The organism is Agaribacillus sp. DX54, from assembly GCF_056858335.1.
Genome location: NZ_JBXEQE010000006.1, coordinates 259,416 through 284,201, shown reverse-complemented (window position 1 = coordinate 284,201; position 24,786 = coordinate 259,416). Strand labels below are relative to the sequence as shown.

At 42.5% G+C, this 24,786-nt stretch carries 20 protein-coding genes; 10 read left to right on the top strand and 10 right to left on the bottom strand.

Annotated elements, in window-relative coordinates:
• The 3 genes from AC04NP_RS09925 to AC04NP_RS09915 all read left to right on the top strand — a co-directional run.
• On the top strand, positions 1-4,092 hold a 4,092-nt coding region (locus AC04NP_RS09925), incomplete at its 5' end, for a T9SS type B sorting domain-containing protein (RefSeq protein ID WP_482859517.1).
• Between the two features lie 868 nt (positions 4,093-4,960).
• Entirely contained in the window at positions 4,961-5,695 is a 735-nt protein-coding gene (locus tag AC04NP_RS09920) for a porin family protein (protein ID WP_482859515.1), read from the top strand.
• Between the two features lie 55 nt (positions 5,696-5,750).
• Complete coding sequence (locus AC04NP_RS09915) at positions 5,751-6,938, top strand: carboxypeptidase-like regulatory domain-containing protein (RefSeq protein ID WP_482859513.1); 1,188 nt, start codon at positions 5,751-5,753, stop codon at positions 6,936-6,938.
• A 454-nt stretch (positions 6,939-7,392) separates the two neighbouring features.
• On the opposite strand, the gene AC04NP_RS09910 is transcribed toward AC04NP_RS09915, so the two are convergent.
• Positions 7,393-8,409 (bottom strand): acyl-CoA reductase, encoded by a 1,017-nt coding sequence (locus AC04NP_RS09910; protein ID WP_482859511.1) that lies wholly within the window; start codon positions 8,407-8,409, stop codon positions 7,393-7,395.
• Positions 8,410-8,539: 130 nt separating this feature from the next.
• Here AC04NP_RS09910 and AC04NP_RS09905 point away from each other — a divergent pair, with 130 nt between their 5' ends.
• The gene (locus AC04NP_RS09905) at positions 8,540-8,887 is read left to right on the top strand and encodes a 4Fe-4S binding protein (RefSeq protein ID WP_482859509.1); all 348 of its coding nucleotides are present in this window, start codon (positions 8,540-8,542) and stop codon (positions 8,885-8,887) included.
• A 148-nt stretch (positions 8,888-9,035) separates the two neighbouring features.
• Here the strand turns inward: AC04NP_RS09905 and AC04NP_RS09900 are convergent, their stop codons facing one another.
• Both AC04NP_RS09900 and AC04NP_RS09895 read right to left on the bottom strand, forming a co-directional pair.
• A complete protein-coding gene (locus tag AC04NP_RS09900; RefSeq protein ID WP_482859507.1) occupies positions 9,036-9,941 on the bottom strand; it encodes a DUF58 domain-containing protein in 906 nt (301 codons plus the stop codon).
• A 1-nt stretch (position 9,942) separates the two neighbouring features.
• On the bottom strand, positions 9,943-10,305 hold the full coding sequence (locus tag AC04NP_RS09895; RefSeq protein ID WP_482859506.1) for a septal ring lytic transglycosylase RlpA family protein: 363 nt from the start codon (positions 10,303-10,305) through the stop codon (positions 9,943-9,945).
• Between the two features lie 133 nt (positions 10,306-10,438).
• On the opposite strand from AC04NP_RS09895, the gene AC04NP_RS09890 reads away from it, so the two are divergent.
• The 4 genes from AC04NP_RS09890 to cas6 all read left to right on the top strand — a co-directional run bounded on the left by AC04NP_RS09890 (position 10,439) and on the right by cas6 (position 14,197).
• Entirely contained in the window at positions 10,439-10,777 is a 339-nt protein-coding gene (locus AC04NP_RS09890; RefSeq protein ID WP_482859504.1) for a DUF3276 family protein, read from the top strand.
• A gap of 125 nt (positions 10,778-10,902) precedes the next feature.
• Positions 10,903-11,967 carry an AI-2E family transporter gene (locus AC04NP_RS09885; protein ID WP_482859502.1) on the top strand — a complete coding sequence of 355 codons (1,065 nt, stop codon included), beginning with the start codon at positions 10,903-10,905 and terminating at the stop codon, positions 11,965-11,967.
• A gap of 12 nt (positions 11,968-11,979) precedes the next feature.
• Positions 11,980-13,074, top strand: a complete 1,095-nt coding sequence (gene ychF / locus AC04NP_RS09880; protein WP_482859500.1) for a redox-regulated ATPase YchF — start codon at positions 11,980-11,982, stop codon at positions 13,072-13,074.
• 301 nt (positions 13,075-13,375) lie between these two features.
• Positions 13,376-14,197 (top strand): CRISPR-associated endoribonuclease Cas6, encoded by an 822-nt coding sequence (gene cas6, locus AC04NP_RS09875; RefSeq protein WP_482859499.1) that lies wholly within the window; start codon positions 13,376-13,378, stop codon positions 14,195-14,197.
• Here the strand turns inward: cas6 and AC04NP_RS09870 are convergent, their stop codons facing one another.
• Positions 14,198-15,496: a type IX secretion system plug protein gene (locus AC04NP_RS09870; RefSeq protein ID WP_482859498.1), complete on the bottom strand. Its 1,299-nt coding sequence runs from the start codon at positions 15,494-15,496 to the stop codon at positions 14,198-14,200.
• Between the two features lie 151 nt (positions 15,497-15,647).
• Here AC04NP_RS09870 and AC04NP_RS09865 point away from each other — a divergent pair, with 151 nt between their 5' ends.
• A complete protein-coding gene (locus AC04NP_RS09865) occupies positions 15,648-16,205 on the top strand; it encodes an RNA polymerase sigma factor (protein WP_482859497.1) in 558 nt (185 codons plus the stop codon).
• On the top strand, positions 16,183-17,601 hold the full coding sequence (locus AC04NP_RS09860; RefSeq protein WP_482859496.1) for a hypothetical protein: 1,419 nt from the start codon (positions 16,183-16,185) through the stop codon (positions 17,599-17,601). The genes AC04NP_RS09865 and AC04NP_RS09860 overlap by 23 nt, the downstream gene beginning before the upstream one ends.
• A 2-nt stretch (positions 17,602-17,603) precedes the next feature.
• Here AC04NP_RS09860 and priA read toward each other — a convergent pair whose 3' ends face one another.
• From priA to AC04NP_RS09830, 6 genes are all read right to left on the bottom strand, one after another.
• Positions 17,604-20,132 carry a replication restart helicase PriA gene (gene priA / locus AC04NP_RS09855; RefSeq protein WP_482859522.1) on the bottom strand — a complete coding sequence of 843 codons (2,529 nt, stop codon included), beginning with the start codon at positions 20,130-20,132 and terminating at the stop codon, positions 17,604-17,606.
• Positions 20,133-20,210: 78 nt separating this feature from the next.
• Positions 20,211-21,287: a DUF4097 family beta strand repeat-containing protein gene (locus tag AC04NP_RS09850; RefSeq protein WP_482859495.1), complete on the bottom strand. Its 1,077-nt coding sequence runs from the start codon at positions 21,285-21,287 to the stop codon at positions 20,211-20,213.
• Positions 21,268-21,816 (bottom strand): hypothetical protein, encoded by a 549-nt coding sequence (locus AC04NP_RS09845; RefSeq protein ID WP_482859494.1) that lies wholly within the window; start codon positions 21,814-21,816, stop codon positions 21,268-21,270. Before AC04NP_RS09845 ends, AC04NP_RS09850 begins: the two co-directional genes overlap by 20 nt.
• Positions 21,801-22,370, bottom strand: a complete 570-nt coding sequence (locus AC04NP_RS09840; protein ID WP_482859493.1) for an RNA polymerase sigma factor — start codon at positions 22,368-22,370, stop codon at positions 21,801-21,803. The genes AC04NP_RS09845 and AC04NP_RS09840 overlap by 16 nt, the downstream gene beginning before the upstream one ends.
• A gap of 149 nt (positions 22,371-22,519) precedes the next feature.
• A complete protein-coding gene (locus AC04NP_RS09835) occupies positions 22,520-23,209 on the bottom strand; it encodes a tetratricopeptide repeat protein (RefSeq protein ID WP_482859492.1) in 690 nt (229 codons plus the stop codon).
• Between the two features lie 139 nt (positions 23,210-23,348).
• Positions 23,349-24,776 carry a CCA tRNA nucleotidyltransferase gene (locus AC04NP_RS09830; RefSeq protein ID WP_482859490.1) on the bottom strand — a complete coding sequence of 476 codons (1,428 nt, stop codon included), beginning with the start codon at positions 24,774-24,776 and terminating at the stop codon, positions 23,349-23,351.
• Positions 24,777-24,786: the final 10 nt, after the last annotated feature.

The window sequence follows — 24,786 nt, the reverse complement described above, 5'->3', positions numbered from 1 at the left end:
GCGACGCCAGGAGGTACTTGGTCCGGTCCCGGTATAACCGATGGGGTAAATGGCACTTTTGACCCATCCGTAGCTGGGTCGGCGTTATCACCGCATACGATTACCTATGAGATAACAGACGGTAATGGCTGTATTGGTACAGATACTGAAGCTATTGTTGTTCATGCCTTGCCCGACGCAACGATTACCCCCGCCGGTCCGTTTTGTGAAGATGCCGCCCCTGTGAACCTGATAGCGGCGACGCCAGGAGGTACTTGGTCCGGTCCCGGTATAACCGATGGGGTAAATGGTACTTTCGATCCATCCGTAGCCGGATCGGCATCATCACCGCATACGATTACTTATGAGATAACAGACGGGAATGGCTGTATTGGTACAGATACGGAAAACATTGAGGTCAGCCCCCTGTCAGATGCCGGCGTTGATGCCACCATAGACGTTTGTAAAAGTGACAATGCCGTTGATCTGTTTGCGGCTTTAGGTGGAACCCCGCAAGCAGGTGGTACCTGGAATGATGATGACGGAAGCGGGGGATTAACCGGGGCTATTTTCGATGCTACAGTAGCCGGTGTGACAGCCGGAAATACCTACAATTTTACTTACACTGTTAGCAATCCCGGATGTACGCCTGCTTCGGCAACGGTTTCGGTCAACATCGTTGCCCAGCCCAACGCAGGAACAGGATCAACCGGAACGGCCTGTGTTACCACTACCAACTTTGATTTATTCACATTGCTGAGCGGCTTTGATCCCGGCGGCATATGGAATGATGATGATTTGACCCTCGCTTTGTCAGGTACAAACAATGAAATTTTTGATGCCAGTGCAGTAGGGATAGGATCTTATGATTTTACCTATATTGTGTCCAGTCCCACCTGCCCTCCCAGAGCTACCATGGTTACCGTTAATGTAGTGCCTAATTTAAATGCCGGTACTGCACTGACCAACATCGATGTTTGTGGCAATGAGACAGCATTTAATCTGTTTACAGGTCTAACCGGTAATGATGCCGGAGGTAGTTGGGGCGACGATGACGCCACCGGTGCTTTGACCGGAAATTTGTTCGACGCCTCCGCCGTGGCACCTGGAAGTTATCAGTTCACTTACACCATCGCAGCCCCCGGATGTACACCGGATTCCGAAACCATCACTGTGGATGTCTCGGCTGCCCCCGCTGCTAATGCCGGTACAGACCAATCAGTTTGTAGCAACAGCACTTTCCTGAACGCATCTTTGGGAGCCAATGAAACAGGGGTTTGGACGGTCGTGGCGGGAACCGGATCTTTTACAGATGCTATCGATCCCAACACCGAAGTTACCGGTTTGACAGAAGGGGTAAATACCTTTCAATGGGAAGTTACGGATGTCAATACCAACTGTACTGAAGTAGATCTTGTCGATGTAAACTTCACCGAATTAACGCTGCCAAATGCTGGCCCTGATCACAATATCTGTACAAGTTTCACAACGTTAGCAGCCAATAATTATGATAATGCTACTGAAGTCGGTATTTGGTCGTACACCGGACCAGTCGTGCCGGCACCCGTTTTTGTGGATCCAAACGATCCAAATACCCAGGTGACCGGATTAATCGATGGTCAAACCTACGATTTCATCTGGACCATTGCGGATCAGAATCCATTTGGTTGCGGGGGTAATGATGATTTTGTAACCATCGATGTGATCGGCACCATTACCGCCGCCGATGCCGGTCCAGATCAGAATATTTGTGATGCGTTTACAACGCTGGCCGGCAATACGGAAGGTGCCAATGAAGAAGGTACCTGGACATTTACCGACGGTAGCGGTATTTTTGCCGATGCGAACGATCCTGCTACTTCAGTGACGGGTCTTTCAGTGGGTATCAACCGGTTTGTTTGGACGATCGAAGCTTTTACAGGCCCATGTCCGCCCTCGACTGATACAGTCACGGTTGAGGTAGGCGCGAATACAGTGGCGAATGCTGGCCCTGATCAGAATATTTGTACGACGAGCACCACGTTGGCTGCCAATGGATTTGGAGGCAATGAACAGGGAGCATGGAGCGTTGTTTCGGGCGGCGCGGTTTTTGTTGATAGCAGCATCCGAGACACTCGTGTAAATGGCTTGTCTGTAGGAACGAACGTTCTGAGGTGGACGATCACGGATGACAATGGCGTTTGTCCCCCGACGCAAGATGATGTAATCATAAATGTGCTGAATCCAACCGATCCGCTCTGCTCAGGAGGGGGCATAAACTGTGGCGCCTTTGTGATCAGTGTCACCGAAGTGCGCCCTTCTTGTGTAAACAACGACGACGGGATCATTTCATTTGGCATAACCGGCGGTTCCGGCAGCTACACAGTCTTGCTGACCAATAACAATGGATTCAACAAAGGTGAAACAGGTACATCGGCCGCCAACATTTCATTCCAGGATTTGACAGAAGATAACTATGAATATACCGTTGACGATGGGGCTGGCAATGTTTGTACCTTACCTTATTCATTGGTGAGACAAACAACCGTCAAGGCTACAGCCTCAGATTTTGTGGATGTAGTATGCTTTGGCGCTGCTACCGGTGAAGCCAGGATCACCATTACCGAAGGTGGAAGCGCTCCTTATCAGTATTCTATCGATGGCCTTGTTTGGAATAACCTGCCTCCTAACGGGGTGGTATCCAACCTGCCTGCGCTGGGAAATTTCAATGTTTTAGTGCGAAATGATGTCTCGGACCAGTGTCCGGCCGAAGTAGCAGTTACGATCGACAATGCCCTACAGGAAATTGATTTAACCTTTAATACCAACGAAGCCACCTGTAGTAATGCCGGCGGCAGCATCAAGGTGTTAAATGTTACAGGGGGGCTGGCTCCTTACAGATATCGCCTGGATGGGGTAGATTTCAGCGATTTGCCGGCAAACAATACTTTTGAAGACTTAACAGCGGGATTTCATTTCCTGACAGTCATCGATGACAATAATTGCGAAAAAAACTATAATGTTTTAGTAGACGCCCCTGGCCTTGTGCTGTTTACTTCCTCAGTGATCACTCCTGATTGCAATGGCAATGGTCAGAATGGCTCCATAACCATTCAAATCGATCCCTTGCAGCTACCGGGATCATTCGAAGCTGCCATATCAACTGAAATCGATGAGGACGGGGAATTCCAGTTTGTACCCACAAACGGCATCATGGAGTTTTCTAATCTCTCCGTAGGCACCTACTACGTCACTGTAGTTGCCGCCGGTGGTTGCCCCAACAAAGTGCCGATCACGATTAACAGTGGCCCTGTGGGATTGGGCTTTGATTTGGCATTGGAATGTTTTGATAACCGACAGGCGATTTTGTTAAGCAACATCACTGCCGAAGATAATACCCCTTTTGATATAGAAGTATACAGGGTAGGGGAAATCAGCCCTATCGATGTTATCACTTTGCCCGATTTGCCAGCCGGTAATGTTTACAGGATTACCTCAGCCAATTTCCTGAACGCTACAGGAAATTATCAATTACTGCTTACGCAAGAACAGGCTGTTTGTGGCACTTCCTTAAGCAGCGATGTCGAGAATTTAACCATTAATCTGCCATTATCCGCGACACTCGGTGAAATAACCCAGTCCCTGCCCGAGCGTGGCACCGGTAGCATTATGATCGACAACGTAATAGGTGGTGCAGGCGGATACCGAATTTTGATTGAGCCCTCAGGCGGAGTATGGGTCGATATACCACAAAATCAAACCAATCAGGAGTTTGAATTTCAGTTTACTGAATTGCTACCTGGCGCTTATGAGGTGTTTATCAGTGACTCGTTAGGTTGTGAAATCATGTTTAGTGTAGAGATCCCACGAGACTCTGAGATATTCATCCCCAACATTTTCACACCTAACGGGGATAACTTTAATGAAACATTCTTCATCCGAAACTTACCTTTGGATGGCACCAAATTGCTAATTTCCAACCGCTTGGGCCGAAAGGTCTATGAGACAGACAACTACCGGAACGATTGGGACGGTGAAGATCATGCCGACGGTATTTATTACTACACGATTCAGATCGGGGATGAAAAGTATTCCGGTTGGATAGAGCTCTGGAGGGGAGGAATTGATAAGTAGCATCTGAAAAACAGACCCATCCACGTTCGCTCTACCACCCACAATCCCTTTTAAAGAAAGATTTTTTCAAAAAAAAATTCCCGGTGACATAATACGTCACCGGGAGAACTTATCTTAGCTACTAGTAATCCAAAAGGCTGTCACAACCAGATGATACTAAAGGCAGCCTTGTACCAAAAAAAGTCTGAAAAACCAGTACAAGCTTGATAGGTACCTATAATTGGTTGATAACAGATGGAGGAAAAGATTGCAGCTCGCCACCAACTTTATAACTTCTGGCACGAGCGGACGTGGCTGTTGCACAACATTTTCGATAAAATTCTTGGTGTCTTTATGGTTCACCATTTTTCACCACGGAGGCACGAAGACACAAAGAGTCACAGAGGTTCTGGCCGATGAGGTGAGCGTACAGGTGCATTCTTGCGTTGTGCAACGGCCAAGGACGCTGGCGCCAGGTTAGAAGTAAGTTATAGAGAGAGTAGCCAAAAAATCCTATAAAGTTTTGAGCATCATGTAGTTTGCCTGATCTTTTTTCCTTTCCAGCCCTGATTTTTTGAAAACCAGAAGAAAACAAACATCATAAATTAGTATTTGATTACAGAACAGATAGGCACTATTTAACCGTCAGCCTGTAAACTTTTAAAATAGATAAAAGAAAAATTACAATTATTCTCAAAAAATTACAACTGTTTGTTCCGCTTTACCTGTGGTATATTTTTTTTTTTCTAAAAGCAGAAATTAGCGGGTGAATTTAGGACAGGATAAAGCGTGTAACACAGCCAATCAGCTTGAGTTTTTTTGACTGCGCCGGCCAAAGCCTCCTGTTTTCATATTGAAAATTTAATCATTGTATTTATCTAAAAAAATTATGAATTTAAAAAGATTCACAATTCTAACAATCTTGGGTTTGCTGATAAAACTGCAAGCACAAGCACAAGATGAGGCAAGCGACATCACAAGCAGCAACACCGGATTGCGGTATGGGTTCAGAGCCGGATTTGTTGTCAGTGAATTCAGTAACACTCAGCCCCATACTTCTGAAAAACTTGGCTTTACTGCCGGTGTGGTAGTAGAGTACGGATTTAACGATCAATTGTCGGTTCAGGCCGAACCCTCCTATTTGCAGCAAGGGGGTAAGTTGTTGAAGTTCGTAGACAACACCCGTTTTGGAGATGTAGAGTCATTGGGTAGTTTGTCAACGACCAACTACGCGATCACCATCCATAGTGTCGATGTACCGGTGTTAGCCAAATACCGGCTTCCGGCATTTGGTAATTTTGTGCCGAACATTGCTTTGGGCCCTGCTGTCTCTTATACCTTTTTGGTGGATACGCATTTTGAAAGGACTTATCATCACAACCAGACTTACATGACTGTTAGAGGTTATGATAATATTTCCAATGAATACGAGACTATTCAGATAGGTGCTACCGCTGGTATTGGGGGTGAAGTAAGCCTGGGGGCAAAGCGTTTGATGCTGGATTTGAGATACCGGTACGGTGTTACCACAGCAAAACCTTCTTTTAGCTACATCGATCTCAGGGCTGTTCAAGGCGATCTGACCACCCATAGTGCTTATTTTACGATAGGACTAGGATTTTAACAATAACATAAAACAATTCATTTTTAATCGAAATCAATAAACAAAAATTGTAACAATGACTAAGGTAAGAACAAAGATTATTTCGTTAATGATGCTATCCATGGCCATCTTCGCCATTTCCTGCGAAGAGGAATTTTCAGAGGAAGATGCATTAAATGCCCAGCAATCTGTTGACCTTTCTATTTATGTAGTCAACAATTCTACAGACAATGAAGATCCCATTGAAGGAGCTAAAGTAACCGTTAGCCAAAATGGTGAAACAAGAGAAGTAACTACCGATGCCAATGGAGCGGCTTTGTTTCCGGATGCAAAAATTGGTGGCTACGTTTACAAAATCGAAGCAGAAAACTACACTACACTGAGCGGCAGCTCTAGTTTAAGCACGTCTAACTTCAGAATAGGACAGGTCACAGCACGTTTCGAGCTGAATTCTCTTAACGTACCAGAGAATATGGCGACAATAAGAGGTACTGTTGAAATAGAATCGGATCTGACCAATGATGCGACAGAGTATGCAAGTGGGATAGAACTACTGGTAGAGGTTAACCTGGATAACAAGACACTCAATTTTTCAGCGACAACAGATGATCAAGGTAAATGGGAACTGCAAGTTCCGACCGATGCCAATGGGAGTACCGGTCTGAACATCCGTTTTCCTGATTTGGAAATGGACCAGACTATTGCTTATACCAAGATAAATTCTGATCCGCGCACTTTCCCTGAAGTGCTACCCAGTATCACTACCTACCCAACTCTTTTCACAATGTTTGCCGGGGGATCTCAGAATGCCGCTAATTATCCTTTCAATAGTATTCATACTGTCTACGGGATTGCCGGCGATGCGCCTTCAGGACAGCAGACAGCTATTGTCTCACAGGTTTTAGTCAATAATGATGAAGAGATATCAGGTGTAAGCTTTAGCGAAGGTGGAAATTACTCAGGAGCAGCAACTGATTCAGTCGATGTAACATTTACTGATATTACCGGTGCCGGCTCCGGCGCACTGTTAAGAATATCTGTTCAAAATTTCAATGATTTATCAGATGCTTATTTTTTCGGTGAATACCGGTTTGTAAGCCAGGGATCGGGTTATTCTGATGAATTTGTCAATAAGACATCCTATCAGTCTCCTACAGTTGATAATCCGGAAAGGAAATATTATACCAACGTAAGGCCAGGTACTACTACTATTATAAATGTTGACTACGGCACAGGTATTTATCGTGCCGATAACCTGGATTAAATCAGACAGATAGTATTAATAGTTAATATTCATAAATTATGGAAAGAGGCTGTCTCAAAAGTGAGATGGCCTTTTTTAACGCCAAATATCCTTTTGTCGGATACAGGTTGAATGGGTATTTATCTCAAGATATGAGTAAAACACCCCTTGTCTTCTATCGATTCTCAGTGAGATTTTAACCAAGTAAAATAATATTTGGCAAAAAAATCAGAGGCTACCCTTTTGAGACAGTCTCTTTTTTGTTTTCAGATAGGGTTTTAGTTATTTATCTGCCTGTTATGGGAATCGATTGTGAACGGCGGAGCTTATTGAGCCAAAGCGGGCGTGTGGCCAAAAAAATAAAATAACACCCTGATGTTCCCGGTTTCACCGGAGTGTTTACTTATCGAGAAGTGGTCAAAAGCAAGGATGCTGTTTCAATAAAATGCCAATAAGAATATATTTAGAGCTTTTATTACTTTTTGGAGGAAAAATCTTCTAAAAATTTCAAAGTATCGATATTATCGGCATAATCTTGCAGACCAGGCATCTGGGAGTTTCCAAAAGCTACAAAACCGGAATTTTCTTTATGGTTACCTATCACACACTGAATTTTATCTTTTTGGCCGGTTAACTTTTTTTCCAAATCATCACGGTCTTTATAATATTCATAGTAAACGACCGAAATGGGAGAAACCATTTCCTGTGTTTCCCTGAGCAGTAAAAATCCTGTATCCAGATGGGCCTCTTTGTTCACCAGGTAGATGGACTTGTTGTAATCGTAGTTGTTGTTGTATTTGTGGTTTGAGATGACCTTTTGATAGGACTGCAGGCGCTCAAACAACGGATTGAAGTCAAAGTTTTGGGGTACATACAGCTTGGAAACGTTACGGCAGCCCAAACCATAGTATTGAAAAATATCTTTGCCTAAGGCTGTGAGGTTCTCAGTGGTTTCCAGGCCTGTGAGAACAGCGCAGGAAGTGCGGTTTTTCCTGATGATATGGGGAAGCCCGGAGAAGTAATACTCAAAATACCTGGAGGAGTTATCACTGCCGGTGGCAATGATGGCATCCATACCCTTTAGCAAGTCAGCTTTAACAATATATGAAGTGAATTCAGGCGCGATAGTGATCAGCTTCTGGCTGAGATAATCAGGCAGGTATGGATCCTGCGCACTGAACTTCATATGTAACTGGTGGCCACTGAGCAATACACTCAAAAAATCATGAAATCCCACTAACGGAACATTTCCGGCCATAACCACACCCACTTTTTTGGGCTCCTCCGGTTCCAGTCGATAAGGGGCGACCCATTTTTCCAGTTTGTTTTTATCCAGAAACAACTCAATACCCTGTAATGCCAGCTCAATGCTGTCTTTGGTAAACCAGTTATTACAGGATGCGGCTTTTTGATGCAGCATTTCCTTTTCTTCCTCTGTCAAATCATTGATTGCCTTACCCAGGGCCGCCAGCGCTGAGATTCTTTCCGTCATTTTCATAACCGCAAAGTAAATATTTTTTTGGTTTAAATGATCAAATGAATTATTTGCTGTTGAACATATTGTTTCTATTTTTGTTTAATTAAGTAGGTAAATATTTGGGAAATGAAAAAACATAGTTGCCATGGCTATAATGATAACTGATGAATGTATTAATTGTGGCGCCTGCGAGCCGGAATGCCCTAATACCGCGATATATGAAGGAGGAATGGAATGGACATGGGGTGGAGGAACCAGCCTCAATGAGGTTGAATTACCGGACGGCACGCTCGTCAAAGCAGACGAGCCACAGGAACCTGTATCTGACGAATTTTATTATATTGTTACCGAGAAATGTACCGAGTGTATGGGCTTTCATGAAGAACCTCAATGCGCCGCCGTTTGCCCGGTTGATTGTTGCGTTGATGATCCCGATCACAGGGAAACAGAAGAGGAGCTATTAGCCAAAAAAGCCAACATGCACGGGGACTAAAACGCTGTGTCTCCTGGTGCCTTTGTGGTTAACCATTTTTCACCACGAAGGCACCAAGACACAAAGGGACACAAAGAATTTTGCAGAAATTGTTTTGCAACAGTCACGGACACTCTTGCTATGGGGTGTGGATCGACTGAATAGGAGGCTATTGCATTTTGCTTCTTTTGATAAGAAAGGCGCTTAAGACCTGATCGAAGCTTTTGTTGATGTCGGCCTGTACGTAGTCGATTTTAAACTGCCCGCACTTAAGTCTCAGATTATGGTAATATTCTCCCATTTTTTCCTTATACATTTCCTTAATCTGGGAAGGTTGCAATCTTAACTTTTCACCGCTTTCCATATCGAGGAATTCATAGGGCCTTTCTTCAAACTCAAAATTCAACTCGGTATTTACATCAGTTACATGAAATAAAAGCACTTCGTGTTTGTTATGCTTTAAATGCTGAAGGGCGGTAAATATTTCTTTATTGTCTATGGTGTTCTGAAAAAAGTCACTGAAAATAATAACCAGAGAACGTTTATGTATTTTTTCGGCGATTTCATGCAAAACCGGGGCGACCGATGTTTTTCTGGTTTTGGGTGTTTCGTCCAGCATTCTTTCGAGGCTGATAAAAAGCTTGTGCAGATGCGAGGAGGTGGATTTTATTTGTGTTTGCAGGTCGATTTTCTCTGAAAAGGAAAAAATACCAACCGCGTCGCGTTGTTTTTGCAGCAAATAGGCCAGGGCGGCGGCCGATAAGATGCTGAAGGTGATTTTTCCCTTATTTTCAACCGGATAGTACATAGATGAAGAGTTATCGATCACAAGGTGACAGCGTAAATTGGTCTCCTCTTCAAATCTTTTCGAATACAGGCGGTCTGTTTTGGCGAAGGCTTTCCAGTCTATGTATTTGGTACTTTCACCGGTATTATATAGCCGGTGCTCGGCAAACTCCACAGAAAAACCGTGATAGGGTGATTTGTGCATGCCGGTAATAAACCCCTCTACCAATTGTCTGGCCAATAACTCAATATTGCCAAACTCCTTCACTTTTTTTAATTCGATGTTCATGTCATTCTAAAGTTTCCACCCTGACTTTAACGACCCCCTGTTTGATCATATCGATCCTTTCGGCGGCAGCGTATGATATGTCTATAACCCTGCCCGGGGTATAGGGGCCTCTGTCATTGATAATGACAACAACGGATTTTTGGTTGGCCAGATTAGTTACCTTCACCTTTGAGCCGAAAGGCAACTTTTTATGGGCTCCGGTGAATTTATCTTTATCATAAAGTTCACCACTTGCCGTAGCTTTACCATGAAATCGATGGTGGTAGTATGACGCTATTCCCTCCTCTGTATGCCGCTGTTGGCTTATGCAAATGTTACAAAAAATGATGGAAAATAATAAAACAATCGCCATAACTTTTGGCATTCTTCAAATTATTTATTAAAATCAGAATTTGATTTGTGTACATTAATATACTATATTTAACATTTATTAGGAGAAAAAAAATCAATTAACCCATATTTATAACTTATTTACTTCAACTTAAACACTTAGGATTGTGGAAGAGAACAAGCAAAATGAGCGTGAAGAAATATATTCACAAAGAGTACGTGCAGGGAAAAGGACTTACTTTTTTGATGTGAAGTCTACCAGATCTAACGACTATTATCTCACCATTACCGAGAGTAAAAGAAAATTTAAGGACGATGGCTACGTATACGAAAAGCATAAGATCTTTTTGTATAAAGAGGATTTTCAAAAATTTAAGGAAGCATTGACTGAAACGGTTGATCATGTAAAAACGGAACTGCTACCGGAAGTAGACTTTAGCCAATATGACGTGAAACCTGAAGAAGATGCGGCTGCCGATACCAATACTGAGCTGAGGTGGGATTAGTATTTACCAAAAAGGATTTTAAATGAAGCTCTTGGTTTTAATCGGGAGCTTTATTTTTTTTGCGAATGGTTAAGTCATATCTGCCAAAATTTGGACCCTTCCTTAATAAAACAATTATTTATTTATTGATTGGCATTTCAGCCCTTTTGTTTCTTGCCTGGTATTTTTCCAATATAACCATTTACATTATCATTTCCCTGGTGCTGGCTACTATATTAAGGCCGTTAACCAACTACATTGCACAGACCCAATTTTACAAAATAAAGACACCCAGAATTGTAGCAGTATTTCTCAGCCTGTTATTACTTATTTTGGTTTTAGGGTTGTTTATTTTGCTTTTTGTGCCCCTGATTTCCGAACAGATCCAGGTTATTGCCAACCTTAATTATGAGAGTTTATATCGACGGATGACAAAACCCCTGCAAAGCCTTGAAATGTATATCATTGAAAATCAGCTTTGGGAAGCCAAGGATGGGTTTTTAGTGGAAGGCCTGAAAGAGAGCTTTTTGAGCCTGATTGCCAAAATTAATGTACAGGAGATAATCAACCGTATTTTATCCATTACAGGGAATGTTTTGGTCGGTATTCTGGCTGTGAGTTTTATCACCTTTTTCTTTCTTTTCGAGACAGCTACCCGTCGCCGGCAGTTGATATCATTTATTCCAAACGGTTATTTCGAAGTCACGATTTCTGCTATACATAAAATTGAAAAACTGCTTTCAAATTATCTTATTGGCCTTTTGCTTCAGATGATTTCCATATTTAGTATTGCTGCCATAGGCCTCAGTATTCTTGGTATAAAATACGCGTTAACCATCGCTGTGTTCGCGGCAGTTGCTAATCTGATTCCTTACGCAGGACCTATTTTAGGGGCGAGTTTCGGCATCATTGTAGGGGTATCTACCGCAGGAACATTTCTCAATACCCAGGATTACATTTTTTTGTTGTTGAAGATAGTTACTGTGTTTTCTGTCGTGCAACTGACCGATAACCTTGTTTTGCAGCCATTGATTTTCTCAAAAAGTGTAAAAGCTCACCCATTAGAAATATTTGTTATTATCTTTGCGGGCGCTACCATTGCCGGAGTGGTGGGTATGATCGTGGCAATTCCGTTTTATACTGTTTTGCGGGTGTCGGTGGTCGAACTGTATAAAGGGTTTAAACAATATCGAATTTTTAAATTAACCTGATTAATATAAACAATGGCTCTTAGATGTGGAATCGTAGGTCTGCCAAACGTGGGTAAATCTACTTTGTTTAACGCGTTATCCAATGCCAGGGCAGAAGCGGCTAATTTTCCATTTTGCACTATTGAACCTAATGTAGGGGTGATTACCGTACCCGATGAAAGATTGCAAAAACTGGAGTCACTCGTTCACCCCCAAAAAGTATTGCCGACAGTCATTGAATTTGTCGATATTGCCGGTTTGGTCAAGGGAGCCAGCAAAGGGGAAGGGCTGGGTAATAAGTTTTTGGCAAATATCAGGGAAGTCGATGCTATCATACACGTTGTCAGGTGTTTTGAGAATGACAACGTCGTACATGTAGCAGGAAGGGTAGACCCGGTTTTTGACAAAGAGATCATTGATTCGGAACTTCAGTTAAAGGACCTGGAATCTGTGGAGAAAAAAATCGCCAGGCTTGAAAAGATCGCAAAATCCGGCGATGCCGCTGCCAGAAAGGAGCTGGCAATATTGCAAGGATGTAAGGAGCACCTTGAAAAGGGGCAAAACATCCGGCAGGGCTTAACTTCTGAGGAGGAGAAGGCTGCGATAGCGGATTTATTCCTACTTACTGCCAAACCGGTAATTTATGTGGCCAATGTCGAGGAGGGAGATATTCAATCCGGTAACGAATATGTAAAGGCTTTGAAGGAGGTTGCCGGTAAGGAAGGTGCGGAGGTGATCATGGTTTCGGCCTCCATCGAATCTCAAATTGCCGAACTTGACCCGGAAGAACGTGAAATGTTTCTGGCGGAATACGGATTAAAAGCGTCAGGCTTAACCAGGCTTATCAGGGCTTCGTACAACATACTGAACCTGATTACCTATTTTACTGCAGGGGAGAAAGAAGTGAAAGCCTGGACGATCAGAAGGGGCTGGAAGGCACCGCAGGCCGCCGGCGTTATTCATACTGACTTTGAAAGAGGTTTTATCAAGGCCGAAGTCATCAAACTGCCTGACTATGAAAAATATAAAACAGAGTTAGGATGCAGGGAAGCTGGCAAAATATCCATAGAAGGTAAAGAGTATGTTGTCAGGGATGGCGATATTATGCACTTCAGGTTCAACGTGTAGAATTGATCAGTGGCCGTTGAATAAGGCCCATCAAGCGATAATTGTTTGAATAGAAACCTAAATTTTAGTATATTCTATTGAAATTGAGGTATCAAATAAATTTACATATTGGAATCAATTGATTATTAAAAATAAGTTTCTTTCAATTTTTGGTTTCCTACGGTGAACAATTGGAGGGATTCTGTTGTAATTATGTAATGAATTAAGCTCTCAATTTGCTTTCTTCATTGACATACCAGTTTATTTTGAAAATGCAAGGAGTAACTTTTTAGTTTTTTTTTAACGTAAGTTGTATTAAGTTTTGAGAGTTAGAATTATATTCAATTTAAAGAATAAAGGTGCAAGTGTTCCTTTTCATCATCAATACCTGCTTGCCCAACTTATTAAAGGAGTAATATTAAGAGGAGGGAAACAGGACTACGTTAATTTCTCCCACTATAATTTTTCTGCGATAAAAGGACAAACGAAAATCAGCAGAAACGGACTTCATTACTTTTCCAGTAAGGTTACGTTGGTTTTTTCCAGTCCGAGCAAGGAATTTAATGATTACTTTCTTACTAGTCTCTTTGAACTACCCAAGGTGGATGTCGGTAATTTGATTTTAACGCCCGAACATGTGGAAAGGGAGTATGTGCCCGAATTTGGCGATCAGTCCAAATTTATTTGTATATCGCCGCTGGTGTTAACCACACCAAGTTTCGATAATGAGGAAAGTAAAAAGTTTATTTCTCCTGAAGAAGATCAGTTTTCAGACTTACTTTATGAGTCACTCATGGCCAGAATGGAGAAATATGGAAAATACACCGCCGAACAAATTGCCTCGTTTTACAAATTTCAACTGGTGCCTGACAAGCACTATCTGAAAAAGATCAAAGAGAAGCAAAAGAAATTTGCCCGTATCTATCCGGTCTATGATCAGGATGTAAAATTTGAAGTAAGAGGGTATACTTTACCCTTTACGTTATATGCTGATCCCTTGGTTCAGGAATTTGTTTTCACCAGTGGGCTGGGTATTTTCACCCATAAGGGATTTGGTATGGTTGACCTCGCCAATGTTGATCCGGTGTTAAGAGCCGAAAATTATAAGTTTTCGAGCACGGGTATCAAACAAACAACACGATAGCTATCTCAAATTATTGGGGTTAGTGCGCAAATAGCCCACCAATAGATCGCCGCGGCTGCCAATACCACGGTGGTAAACCAGAATCTCATAAAGGTTTTCAGTCTGGGCGTGACTCCCCTCAAAGAAATAAGGATTGCTGCTTTTGCCATTTTCCACATAATAAATATAATTGTACCAACCTTGCTTTACCGTTTGCCTTCCCAGGTATCCGCCGAATTGTTCGCTAAATATCATTTGGTTTTCCCGCCGTCTTTCCCAATTATTCATAGCGCCCAAAACAAAGACTTTTCCTGCCTCAAGTTGGGAAGATTGCAGGAAGAAGTTTACATGCACATAATCAGCCTCGATATCCGGATTGTTGGCATCTGCCTTTTCGATAATAAATGCACCATTTAAATCCCGGTTGGTAGCGTACGCTTCGCTCTCCCTTGACTTGTCCGGCATCAAATTAGCCGTTATACTATCTTCTGTCAATCCGATTTTATCAACGTTTTGGCCGGGAAAATTGATGGAGCGCAGATCAAAAAACCTGAATTCGTTTCCCCCCGGAAAGTTGTTCTCAAGGTTAAAGAATTCATAACTCAGTTTTTTTTCAAAATTTTTGATAAAAGTGGGTTTTAAGCCGGAGATAACATTGTCCCACCGTTGATTTTGCCGTATGATAACCTTGATTTCGGTGGCTGGGTCATTGACCCCGAGACTGGAATAGTCAACGGTAAAATCTATTTGTTGGTTGATGGCCCTTTCAACGATGCCTGTTGACAGCCCCACCTGCGGCGCTACCGGCACCCGGTTATCTACAATCATAAACCGTGCGGAAAGAATCAGGTCATCCGGATTGTTTCCCCGGTAAATAACCAGCAGATAGTTGCCGGGAAGGTTTACCCGGGGCACTTCAAAAGTATAATGCATGTAAGGTACCCTGGTATTAAAGGATTGTTCAAACTGCTCCAGCCTGAATTCGTTGAAGACATTAAGTATGTCAATATTGTCGAAGTCAGAGGGTGTCCAATCCGTGTCGCAATGTATGATCCTGGCCCTGAAATCTTCATGGGTTCCATACAAATAGTCAAAGGACAGTACCAGTTTGTCCCGCTGACGAATAGGAAGTACAGCCGGTTGTGTTAGTTCTACGAGATTATTCCGGGTAGGATTAAGCAGTATGGTTTTTACATCGGGCTCATAAGCATGATTATCATAGATTAATTTTTTGTTGCCCGTATAGCTGGCAGCGGTGTCTGGATTTAATGGCACACAGCCATATAATGCAAGGATAAGGCAAAGGACGATTGCTTTCATATTTAGGTAAGGGTGTTAAAGAACCGGCAAAATTCAATAATATCAATGTTAAATAAAACAAAGGTTAGTAAATTTACAGCTAGTTTTTCCAACTATTTTCAATATACCGGTGTCTTTTTAAAGAAGATCGATATTGATTAAGACTTTATAAATGGTCGATGAAGCGCAAATAATCTCCGGATGTATCAAAGGAGATCGAAAAGCCCAGGAACAGTTGTATGCCAATTATTCCAAGAGAATGATGGTGATAAGCATGAGGTATACCAAAGGGGTACAGGAAGCGGAAGATGTTTTACAAGAGGCCTTTATAAAAGTTTTTAATCATATAAAAAGCTTCAAGCAGGACTCTCCCCTATACTATTGGATTAAAAGAATTGTTGTAAACACGGCCCTTAATAGCCAAAGAAGCAAATTATATCTGTATCCTATGGTAGATGTGGATTATTTAAAAGAAGATACCAAGTTTGATTATGATTTAACAGATTATGGGTTAAAGGACTTGCTGGAGTTAGTGCAGTTTTTACCCACGGGGTGTCAGGTTATTTTTAACCTGTATGCTATCGAGGGGTACAAGCATCATGAAATTGCCAAAATGCTTGACATCAGTGAAGGTACCTCTAAATCTCAGTATGCAAGGGCCAAAAGCCTGTTGCAGGAAAAGATTCATAAAAATGAGCGAATAAGTTATGAAAAATATCAGCGAAAATAGGGATGGGAAGTTTGAGCAGGCCTGGAAGGACGCTTTCGATGGTAAAGAGATGAGTCCTTCTCCCGGATTATGGCAAAACCTGGACAGGCACCTGGCCAATCAGGAATCGAAAAAGTATAGAAAGGGCATCTTTATATACAAGTGGGTTGCAGCAGCTTCCATAGCGATTGCCTTGGCGGTAAGCAGCATTTATTTTTATAGCACCTTCACTGGCCAGGCACCGCAGGCAGGCAAAGTGGAAACGGAAAATAAAGGTACCGCCGGATCAAAGACCGGAACCAGGCAACCGGGTGACCAGCCAGTAGTAGCCGCAACACAACCCATTGCCTCCGGGAAACACCCAGGTGGTAGCGCAAAAGATAATACAAACCCCAAAGCCCATCACCCTGCCGGCCAGGACGACCGGGGCCATAATCAGGCCATTACGCAATTAAGTGATGTTAAAGAAACGGGTTCTCCCGCATTCCGGAATTTCGCTGTCACTGGAGACCGGGACGGGAAAAATAACCATTCGGAGCATGTCAGCTTGCTTGCCGGTAAAGGGGCTGAACGGCAACCTACTGAGCCGCAAGTGGATCATTTAACCATACAGAAAGTAATTAATTATGGAGATGACCCTTTTATGAAAAAAGAAGACTACACTGCGTATGAAGAAAATCTGTGGGCGGGAATTAATGTCTCTTCCGGGTATTTTGATCCCAATTTTGAGTCAGGTGGAGCAGATGCCATGCTGACTGCCAATGAGTTCCTGGCCTCCAGCAGCATACTGGCTGACAATAATAGTGTCGGCCCGGGAAGTGTTGCACAGGATAACTCCGGAGGGCAGTCATTTGCCTTTGGGTTTAGTGTAGGTAAAAGGATAGCCAAAAAATGGGTTTTGCAAAGTGGCATTAACTACCTGAATTATTCTTCAGACGGATCAACCAACGCTTTTTATGAATTAGATGATAACACCCGGACACCGGCCAGCAATTTGTTCAGTTTTTCCAATGCAGAAAGTCTTAACTTAGCCTCATCGGTCATAAATTTTGATAACCAATTTGAGTTTTTATCTATTCCGGTGAAAGCAGGTTATGTTTTATTAGATAAAAAGGTAAGTGTAGTTTTGTCAGCAGGAGTAGGGACGGATTTTTTTCTTGAAAACAGTGTTTCCCCGGATGCCGACGGATTGGAAGAATTTAACGTAAAGCCCGGGGAAGAATCTCCCTACAGATCGGTTTATTTTAACGGATTAATGGGTACACAGCTTAGATACCGGTTTTCGAAGCACTACAGCTTCACCTTTGAACCTTCATATTCCATAGCAATCAATTCATTTTCCAAATCCGACAATGATCTGAATAGCTTCCCCAATGTTTTCAGGATAGGGGTGGGGTTGAAATATCATTTTAAATAAAGTCACAGACTGTCCACATCAATAACTATCCTTACTCCTTTGAATTGCCTGTCCGTTTCGATAGCTGTCGTGCAATCCTTTAAAGCTTTTTTGGCGGCTTTCAAATTCACCTTAGTCCGTTCGATTTTTACAAGTATTTCCATTAAATACAGGTTTCTTATCTTGCCGATCAGGGGTTCGCTAGGCCCAAGAACACGTTTTTTGCCCAGGTCGGTATTTAACAGGCTGTGTAAATGGCCGGTAGCTTTGTGGCAAACCGGTTTTTCGGCATGTTTTATAGTTAGTTTTATAAGACGGACAAATGGCGGGTAGTTGTATTTTCGCCTTTCCGCAAGCTCATCCAAATACATTTGCCGGTAGTCGTGATCCATAATTCTATGAAATAAGGGATGACCGGGTTGGGAAGTCTGAATATAGACCTTTCCTTTTTTGTTCCTTCTTCCTGCCCTGCCACTAACCTGGGTGATCAACTGAAAAGCCTTTTCTGTCGATCTGAAATCCGGAAAATTAAGCATCCTGTCAGCGTCTAAAATGCCCACGGTGTTTACCTTACCAAAATCCAGCCCTTTACTCAGCATTTGTGTGCCCACCAGAATGTCGGTTGCCCCTTTTTCAAAATCGTCAATGATGTTTTGATAACTATATTTGGAGCGCGTGGTATCGAGGTCCATGCGCCTTATTTTTGCTTCGGGGAAAAATGTTTTTAAATCTTCCTCCAGTTTTTCGGTTCCAAAACCAATGGTTTTCAACTTGGTGGAACCACAGGCCGGGCAGGCAGGGCCCGGCTTTTCCTGATAACCGCAATAATGGCAACGCAGTTGATGCACATACATATGATAGGTGAGACTCACCGCACAGCTTTCGCACTTTGGAATCCAGTTGCATATCTCGCAAGTGATATAAGGTGCATAACCCCGCCGGTTTTGAAAGATTATTGCCTGTTCCTCTTCCTCCAGGGCTTTTTGAATCGCCGAGATCAATTGCGGGGAAAAGTCCTCCTTCATGGTTTTTTTCCTGCGTTCTTTAAATATATCGATAAGCTGAAAATCAGGTAATGCCACATTGTTAAAGCGCTGACTCAACGCAACCAGCCCGTATTTGTTTTGGGAGGCAAGATAATAAGTTTCCATAGACGGGGTGGCTGAGCCCAACAATACTTTGGCATGGTGAAAGCCCGCTAGTACCATGGCTAAATCCCTGGCGTGATACCGCGGAGCCGGGTCAAATTGTTTGTAAGAACTGTCGTGCTCCTCATCGACGATGATTAATCCGAGGCTGTCAAAGGGAAGGAACACGGCCGACCGGACGCCGACCACCAGGGAGAATCTTCCGGACAATACCCCGTTCCACACTTCAACGCGTTCATTGTCGGAGTACCTGGAATGAAAAACCCCCATCTTTGATCCGAAAACTCTCATCAGTCTTTTCACAATCTGGGTGGTCAGCGCGATTTCTGGCAATAAATAGAGTACCTGGTTGCCGCTTTCCAGGTTTTTTTTGATCAAATCGATGTAGATTTCTGTTTTTCCACTACCGGTGACCCCATGCAGGAGGGCGATATCTTTCCGGGAAAATACCTCCAATAATTCTTCCAACGCCTGGCGTTGTTTTACGGAAAAATCTATTTGTGCCGTGGTGATGTTATCATTGTGATGATCGAATCTTGAAATGACCTCCTCAAAAGTGTCAAAAATCTTGTTTTTAATCATCGTATTCAATGAAGAAGGGGACAGGTTGGCCGATAATAATGTTTTTTTGTCCAGTCCGTAGGAATTTTTTTCGGGGTGGTGATATATGGGTACTTCCTGCAGGTATTTCAACAGAATTTCAATTTGCCTGGGCCTCTTTTCCAGCTTTTCGAATAAATCCTCCAGCGATGCAGGATCGTCGATGAACGATTGTGCCAACCTGATTTTGGTGATTTTTTTGGGTTTGAATTTTTCTTTTATCTCTTCGAAAATCAGAATGGACTCCTTGGATAACAATGACTTCAGGACAGGATAGATTGACTTTTGTTGTAAAATGTCCGTGACTTCATCGTAGGTAAGATGGGACCGGTGCTGAAGTGCGTGTAAGACCATTGCTTCTTTTTCTGAAAACTCATGGTTATCTGCTTCCTGGCTAAAATCAGGGTGCAGTTGTATGTTTGACTGGCTGCTTAGCTTAAGGCCGGAAGGCAGGGCTGCATTAAGTACTTCCCCTATCGTGCACATATAATATTCCGAAACCCAGTATAGCAGATGTATTTGCAATGAGGTCATTACCGGAAATTCATCCGGGACTTCTAAAATGTATTTCGCCTCATAGGCCAGGGGTGGGTCTTCATGACATTTTGCGACAATGCCAGTGAGTATTTTTTTCTTACCGAACTGAACTATCACCCTGGAACCTGTTTCGACCAATGATTCCATATCCCTGGGTATACGATAGGTAAAAGACCTGGGAATTGGAACAGGCAGCAAAACATCGGCGAAGAATGTTTTTCTTTCCGGCGTTATATCATTGTTTAGCGGGAGTCGTGTCAAATCAATGTCAATATTCTGTAGCGAATTTAGATGATTTGGCACTTTAATAGGGGAGATAGCCGGGAAAAGTTTATGGCAATGTCCCTACTCGATATCTAAAATAATGCTTCCATAGGAAGCATATAATTTTACAACAGATTCGGGATTGGCCACTTTGCCTATCTTACCCCGGTATTCACTAGCATTATTAGAGGTGTTGACATAATTGAAATCAAAATCCCCACTATCATATCTTACTTTGCCATAGCGGGTTTGGGCTTCTATCTTTGCCGAACTGCCTGATTCGAAGGCCAACTCTGAGGTGGCATATTCCGCATCGACCACGATTCTCTCAAAATTTTTGGAAATGTTTCTGACCCGCAGGCCACCGCCATATTTTATTTCAAGGTCGAGAACTTTGGTCAGGTTATCTATTTTTATTCTGCCGTACTTGCTGCCTCCTACGATGCTGCTCACCTTATCGATTTCCAGGTTTCCATATTTGTTGGAGATATCGAGCCTTCCGGCAGTGCCAAAATTGAGGTTGGAGTACTTACTGTTGAGCGCCATGTCGGCACAGTTTTCAATATTCAGGTTAGCATAGCTGATATCCAATTCACCTGAACCTATCTTTTCAATCTCGCCTCCACCATACGACAACTCCAGGTTAGCATCCCCATTAATTTTATCAATGCGTACCTTTCCATAAGCTACATCAATATCAGCCGTCGCATCGAGATCGGACAAGTAAAGGTTGCCATATTTATGGTTGATGTTAATAGGACTGATTTTAGGCATATGTATTTCGTAATCTATCGAAAACCTTTCATTTCTGCGGTTGTTGATATTTCCGCTGATCCTGGTGGTAAATTCGATCAAGCCCGAATTGCCGTCACCCCTGATGTCAATGTCTACATTGTCAATCAGTTCCTGGGCCCTCCTCTCACTGAATTTTTCGGCTGTAATGGTAATCTTTACATCCATCTGGTTTTTATCCCACGTATTGATATGAATATTGCCGTATTTGCTGGATACCGCCAGTTTGGTTTTCCTTGAAAGATTGTATGATTTTTTTATCTCTTTCGTCTTTTCACTATACCTCCCCTGAGCGGTGCCCTGAAAACGGACGAATACCAGGGTGATAATGATGAGTATCGTGAATTTATATATTGACTTTTTCATCGTTTTCCGATTTTTTCAAGCTTCTCAAAATGTCTAATTGTTGGTTGAGAATTTCAATTCTGATCTGAAGATTTTGTACTAATGCGTTGATTACCTGTTCGTTACTATCTCTGTCGAGTTCTTTTTTAAGTTCATTGTACATACTGTCCAACTTATGAATATCTTGCTGAAAACTCGTGGCGAGGTCTGGTTTGATGTGGTCGATGGCTTCAATACTTGCCCTTTTTTCCGATATCTGTGCTATGTAAAATGCCTCTGTTTCTTTAAATTCTTCTATGATATCTGTGGTTGATAGTTCAGGATAGAGATCGGCATTGTCGCGGGAGTTGTTTAGCTGGAACAGCAAGTAGGCACTTACACCGAAAAAGAATACGGCCGCAGCCTTCCAAACAAAAGTGAAATCAATGTGTTTTTTTTTATGATCCCCATCGATTTCCTTTTCGATTTTGCTCCATACACTTTTGTCAGGAGTCTTATCGTCGAATAGTTCCCGGTTATCCCTGATAAACTTTTCTAATTTGTCGTGCATAATTCTGCTAAAATAATTTTAAGTTTCTTTTTTGCCCGGTTATATTGAGATTTGGAAGTTGATTCGGAGATTTCCATTATCTGCGCTATTTCAGCATGGTCATACCCTTCCAGCAAATACAATGAAAGTACCATTCTGTAGCCATGAGGGAGCAAATTCACAGCCTTTTTAATCAATGCAATATTATATGTGAACTGCTCCGGGTCATCCGGCACCTCATCGCGATAAGTTATTTCCGCCTTATCCATGTTTTCTTCAAGAGTTGTCATTTCCAACCTCTTTTTTTTCATATGATTAATCGAGCGGTTAACAACAATCTTTTTCAACCATGCACCAAATGATGACTCCGCCCTAAAGGCACCAATATTCCTGAAAGCACTCACAAATGCCTCCTGCAAAATATCTTCAGCCTCATACCGGTCATTGGTAATGCGATAGCAAATATTGAACATGGCCTTTGAATAAAGGTCGTAAAACTCCTTATACGCCATCTTATCACCGGATTTACAGCGGTCGACAATCTTCTGGTGAATATTTGTGTATTCAACTTCCAATTTTACATCTTCTGCTATAAAGACAGGTAAGGGCAGTTAGGGTTGCATGAAAGGTTTGGGTAAATTATCACGCTTTTATGGAGAACAACCACCATTATAATTATATCAGCTAATGCACAAGCCACCAACAAAACGTTCGAAAATAAAAATCAATTATCGTCCAATGATGCCAGGTTTTGCCGGGCGAATGTGAATGGGTTGCCGGCGGCGATAGCTTCGTTAAAGAGCTTTCTGGCTTCTTCTTTATTCCCTTCTTCTTTGGCGATCAGGCCTTTTAGGTTTAGTACGGCGGCCTTCATGGTTACTTCCTCCGAAGTATTTCTGTCAGGGTTAAAGACGATTTTAAACTCATTGGCTTTCTCATCCTTTAAAAGGATATCGGCACTGGTTTTTGATTCGCTGAACCTTTTCAGGTTAAACTGTAGAAATGCGATTTTGTACAGTGTGTAGAGGTTATTGTTTCTGAGATAAAGCGCCTCATAAGAGTTCAGGGCCTTATCGTAAAGCTGCAAATTCTCATAACTGACGGCGTTGATTTCCAATGCCACCAGATTATTGGGATTCTTTTTAAGAATATCAAGGGACACCAGTAGACTGGGAGCATGCTGGTTATAATCGAAGTATAGTAAAACCAGGGAGTCCAGCAGGGAAACATCGTTAGGGTCCAGGGCAATTAGTTTATACAGGGCATTTTTTGCGACCCCGACATCACTGTATTTTTTGGCTTGGAGATATACGGCTTTATTCAATTTATATTCCGCTGATTCCTTGGGATTAGATTGAGCAAATGCACCCATCGATATAAATGTGATGATTATTAATAGTAAATTAAATTTCATTAGCTTAAACACGGTTAAAGGGTTACAGACCAAATATTTTTAAAAAAACCTTTAAATATAACCAAAATTACCATGAATTTTCAAAAGGCTGATGAATGTACCGGCAATAATTTCGCTTTAACTGAAAGTTTAACGTTTTTTAACCGAGGTTCCGGGCCACAGGCTTCAGGCCTTTTTCATTTCCAACCTCCAACAGGTAAGGAAATGCCTCCTCATAGGTATTCCTGATTTTTCCATCGAGTATGGCTTCTTTAATGGCCTCTTTGATTTCCCCGATGAGTTTAGACGGTTTTAAGTTAAAAGTTTCCATAATGATTTTGCCGGTAATAATGGGTTGAAAATTCTTGATTTTGTCTTTGGACTCCACGATTTCCATTTTCTTTTCAACCTTATCGAAATTATCGAGAAACTTTTTTGCCTTTTCGAGGTTTTTGGAAGTAACATCTGCACGGCAAAGTATCATCAGGGCTTCCAGGTCATCACCGGCCTCAAAAATCAACCTTCTTATGGCCGAGTCAGTCACATGATCTTTCACAAGGGCAATAGGCCGCAGGTGCAGTAACACCAGATTTTGTACAAATCTCATATGTTCATTCAGGGGAAGCCGCATTTTTTTGAATATGCCCGGCACCATCCGGGCGCCCAAGTCTTCATGCCCGTGAAATGTCCAGCCTACCTTTTTATTAAACCGCTTGGTTTTGGGTTTGGCTATATCATGTAAAATGGCTGCCCATCTCAGCCATAAATCATCAGATACCTTGGCTACATTGTCGAGCACCTGCAGGGTATGGTAGAAGTTGTCTTTGTGGCTCTGGTTATTGATGGTTTCCACACCTTTCAGCGCTACCAGTTCCGGAAATATCTGCTGAAGAATTCCGGCATGGTAAAGTAACTTAAATCCATAGGAGGGGGTACGGGAAAGGATAATTTTGTTGAGTTCATCGGTAATTCTTTCCTGTGAAATGATCGATAGCCGTTCCGTAGTATTAGTTATTGCCTCAAAGGTATGTGCCTCGATATCAAAGCCCAGTTGGGAGGCAAACCGCACCGCCCTCATGATACGCAAAGGATCATCAGAAAATGTAATCACAGGGTCCAATGGCGTTTTTATGGACTTTCGTCTTAAATCTTCGGTTCCTTCAAAAGGGTCAACCAGGGTACCGAAACCGGATTTGTTCAGGGCTATTGCCATGGTGTTGATGGTAAAATCCCTCCTGCTTTGATCATCCTGCAGGGTTCCGTTTTCCACAATAGGTTTTCGGGATTCCCGCCTGTACGATTCCTTCCTGGCACCGACAAACTCCAGTTCCCAGCCATCAGCCTTAATCATGGCGGTACCGAAATTTTTAAAATAAGATACCTTTAGCCCACCCAGTTTGCTGCTGACCATCCCTGCCAGTTTCATGCCGTTTCCAACACAAACAAAGTCAATATCTTTGGAAAGTTTATGCAGCATCAGGTCCCTGACATATCCGCCGACCACATAGGTTTCCAAATCGAGTTCATCAGCGCAACGGCCAACTATTTCAAATATTTTGTTTTGTTTGAGCAGCTTGGAAAGATTCATAACACAGAAA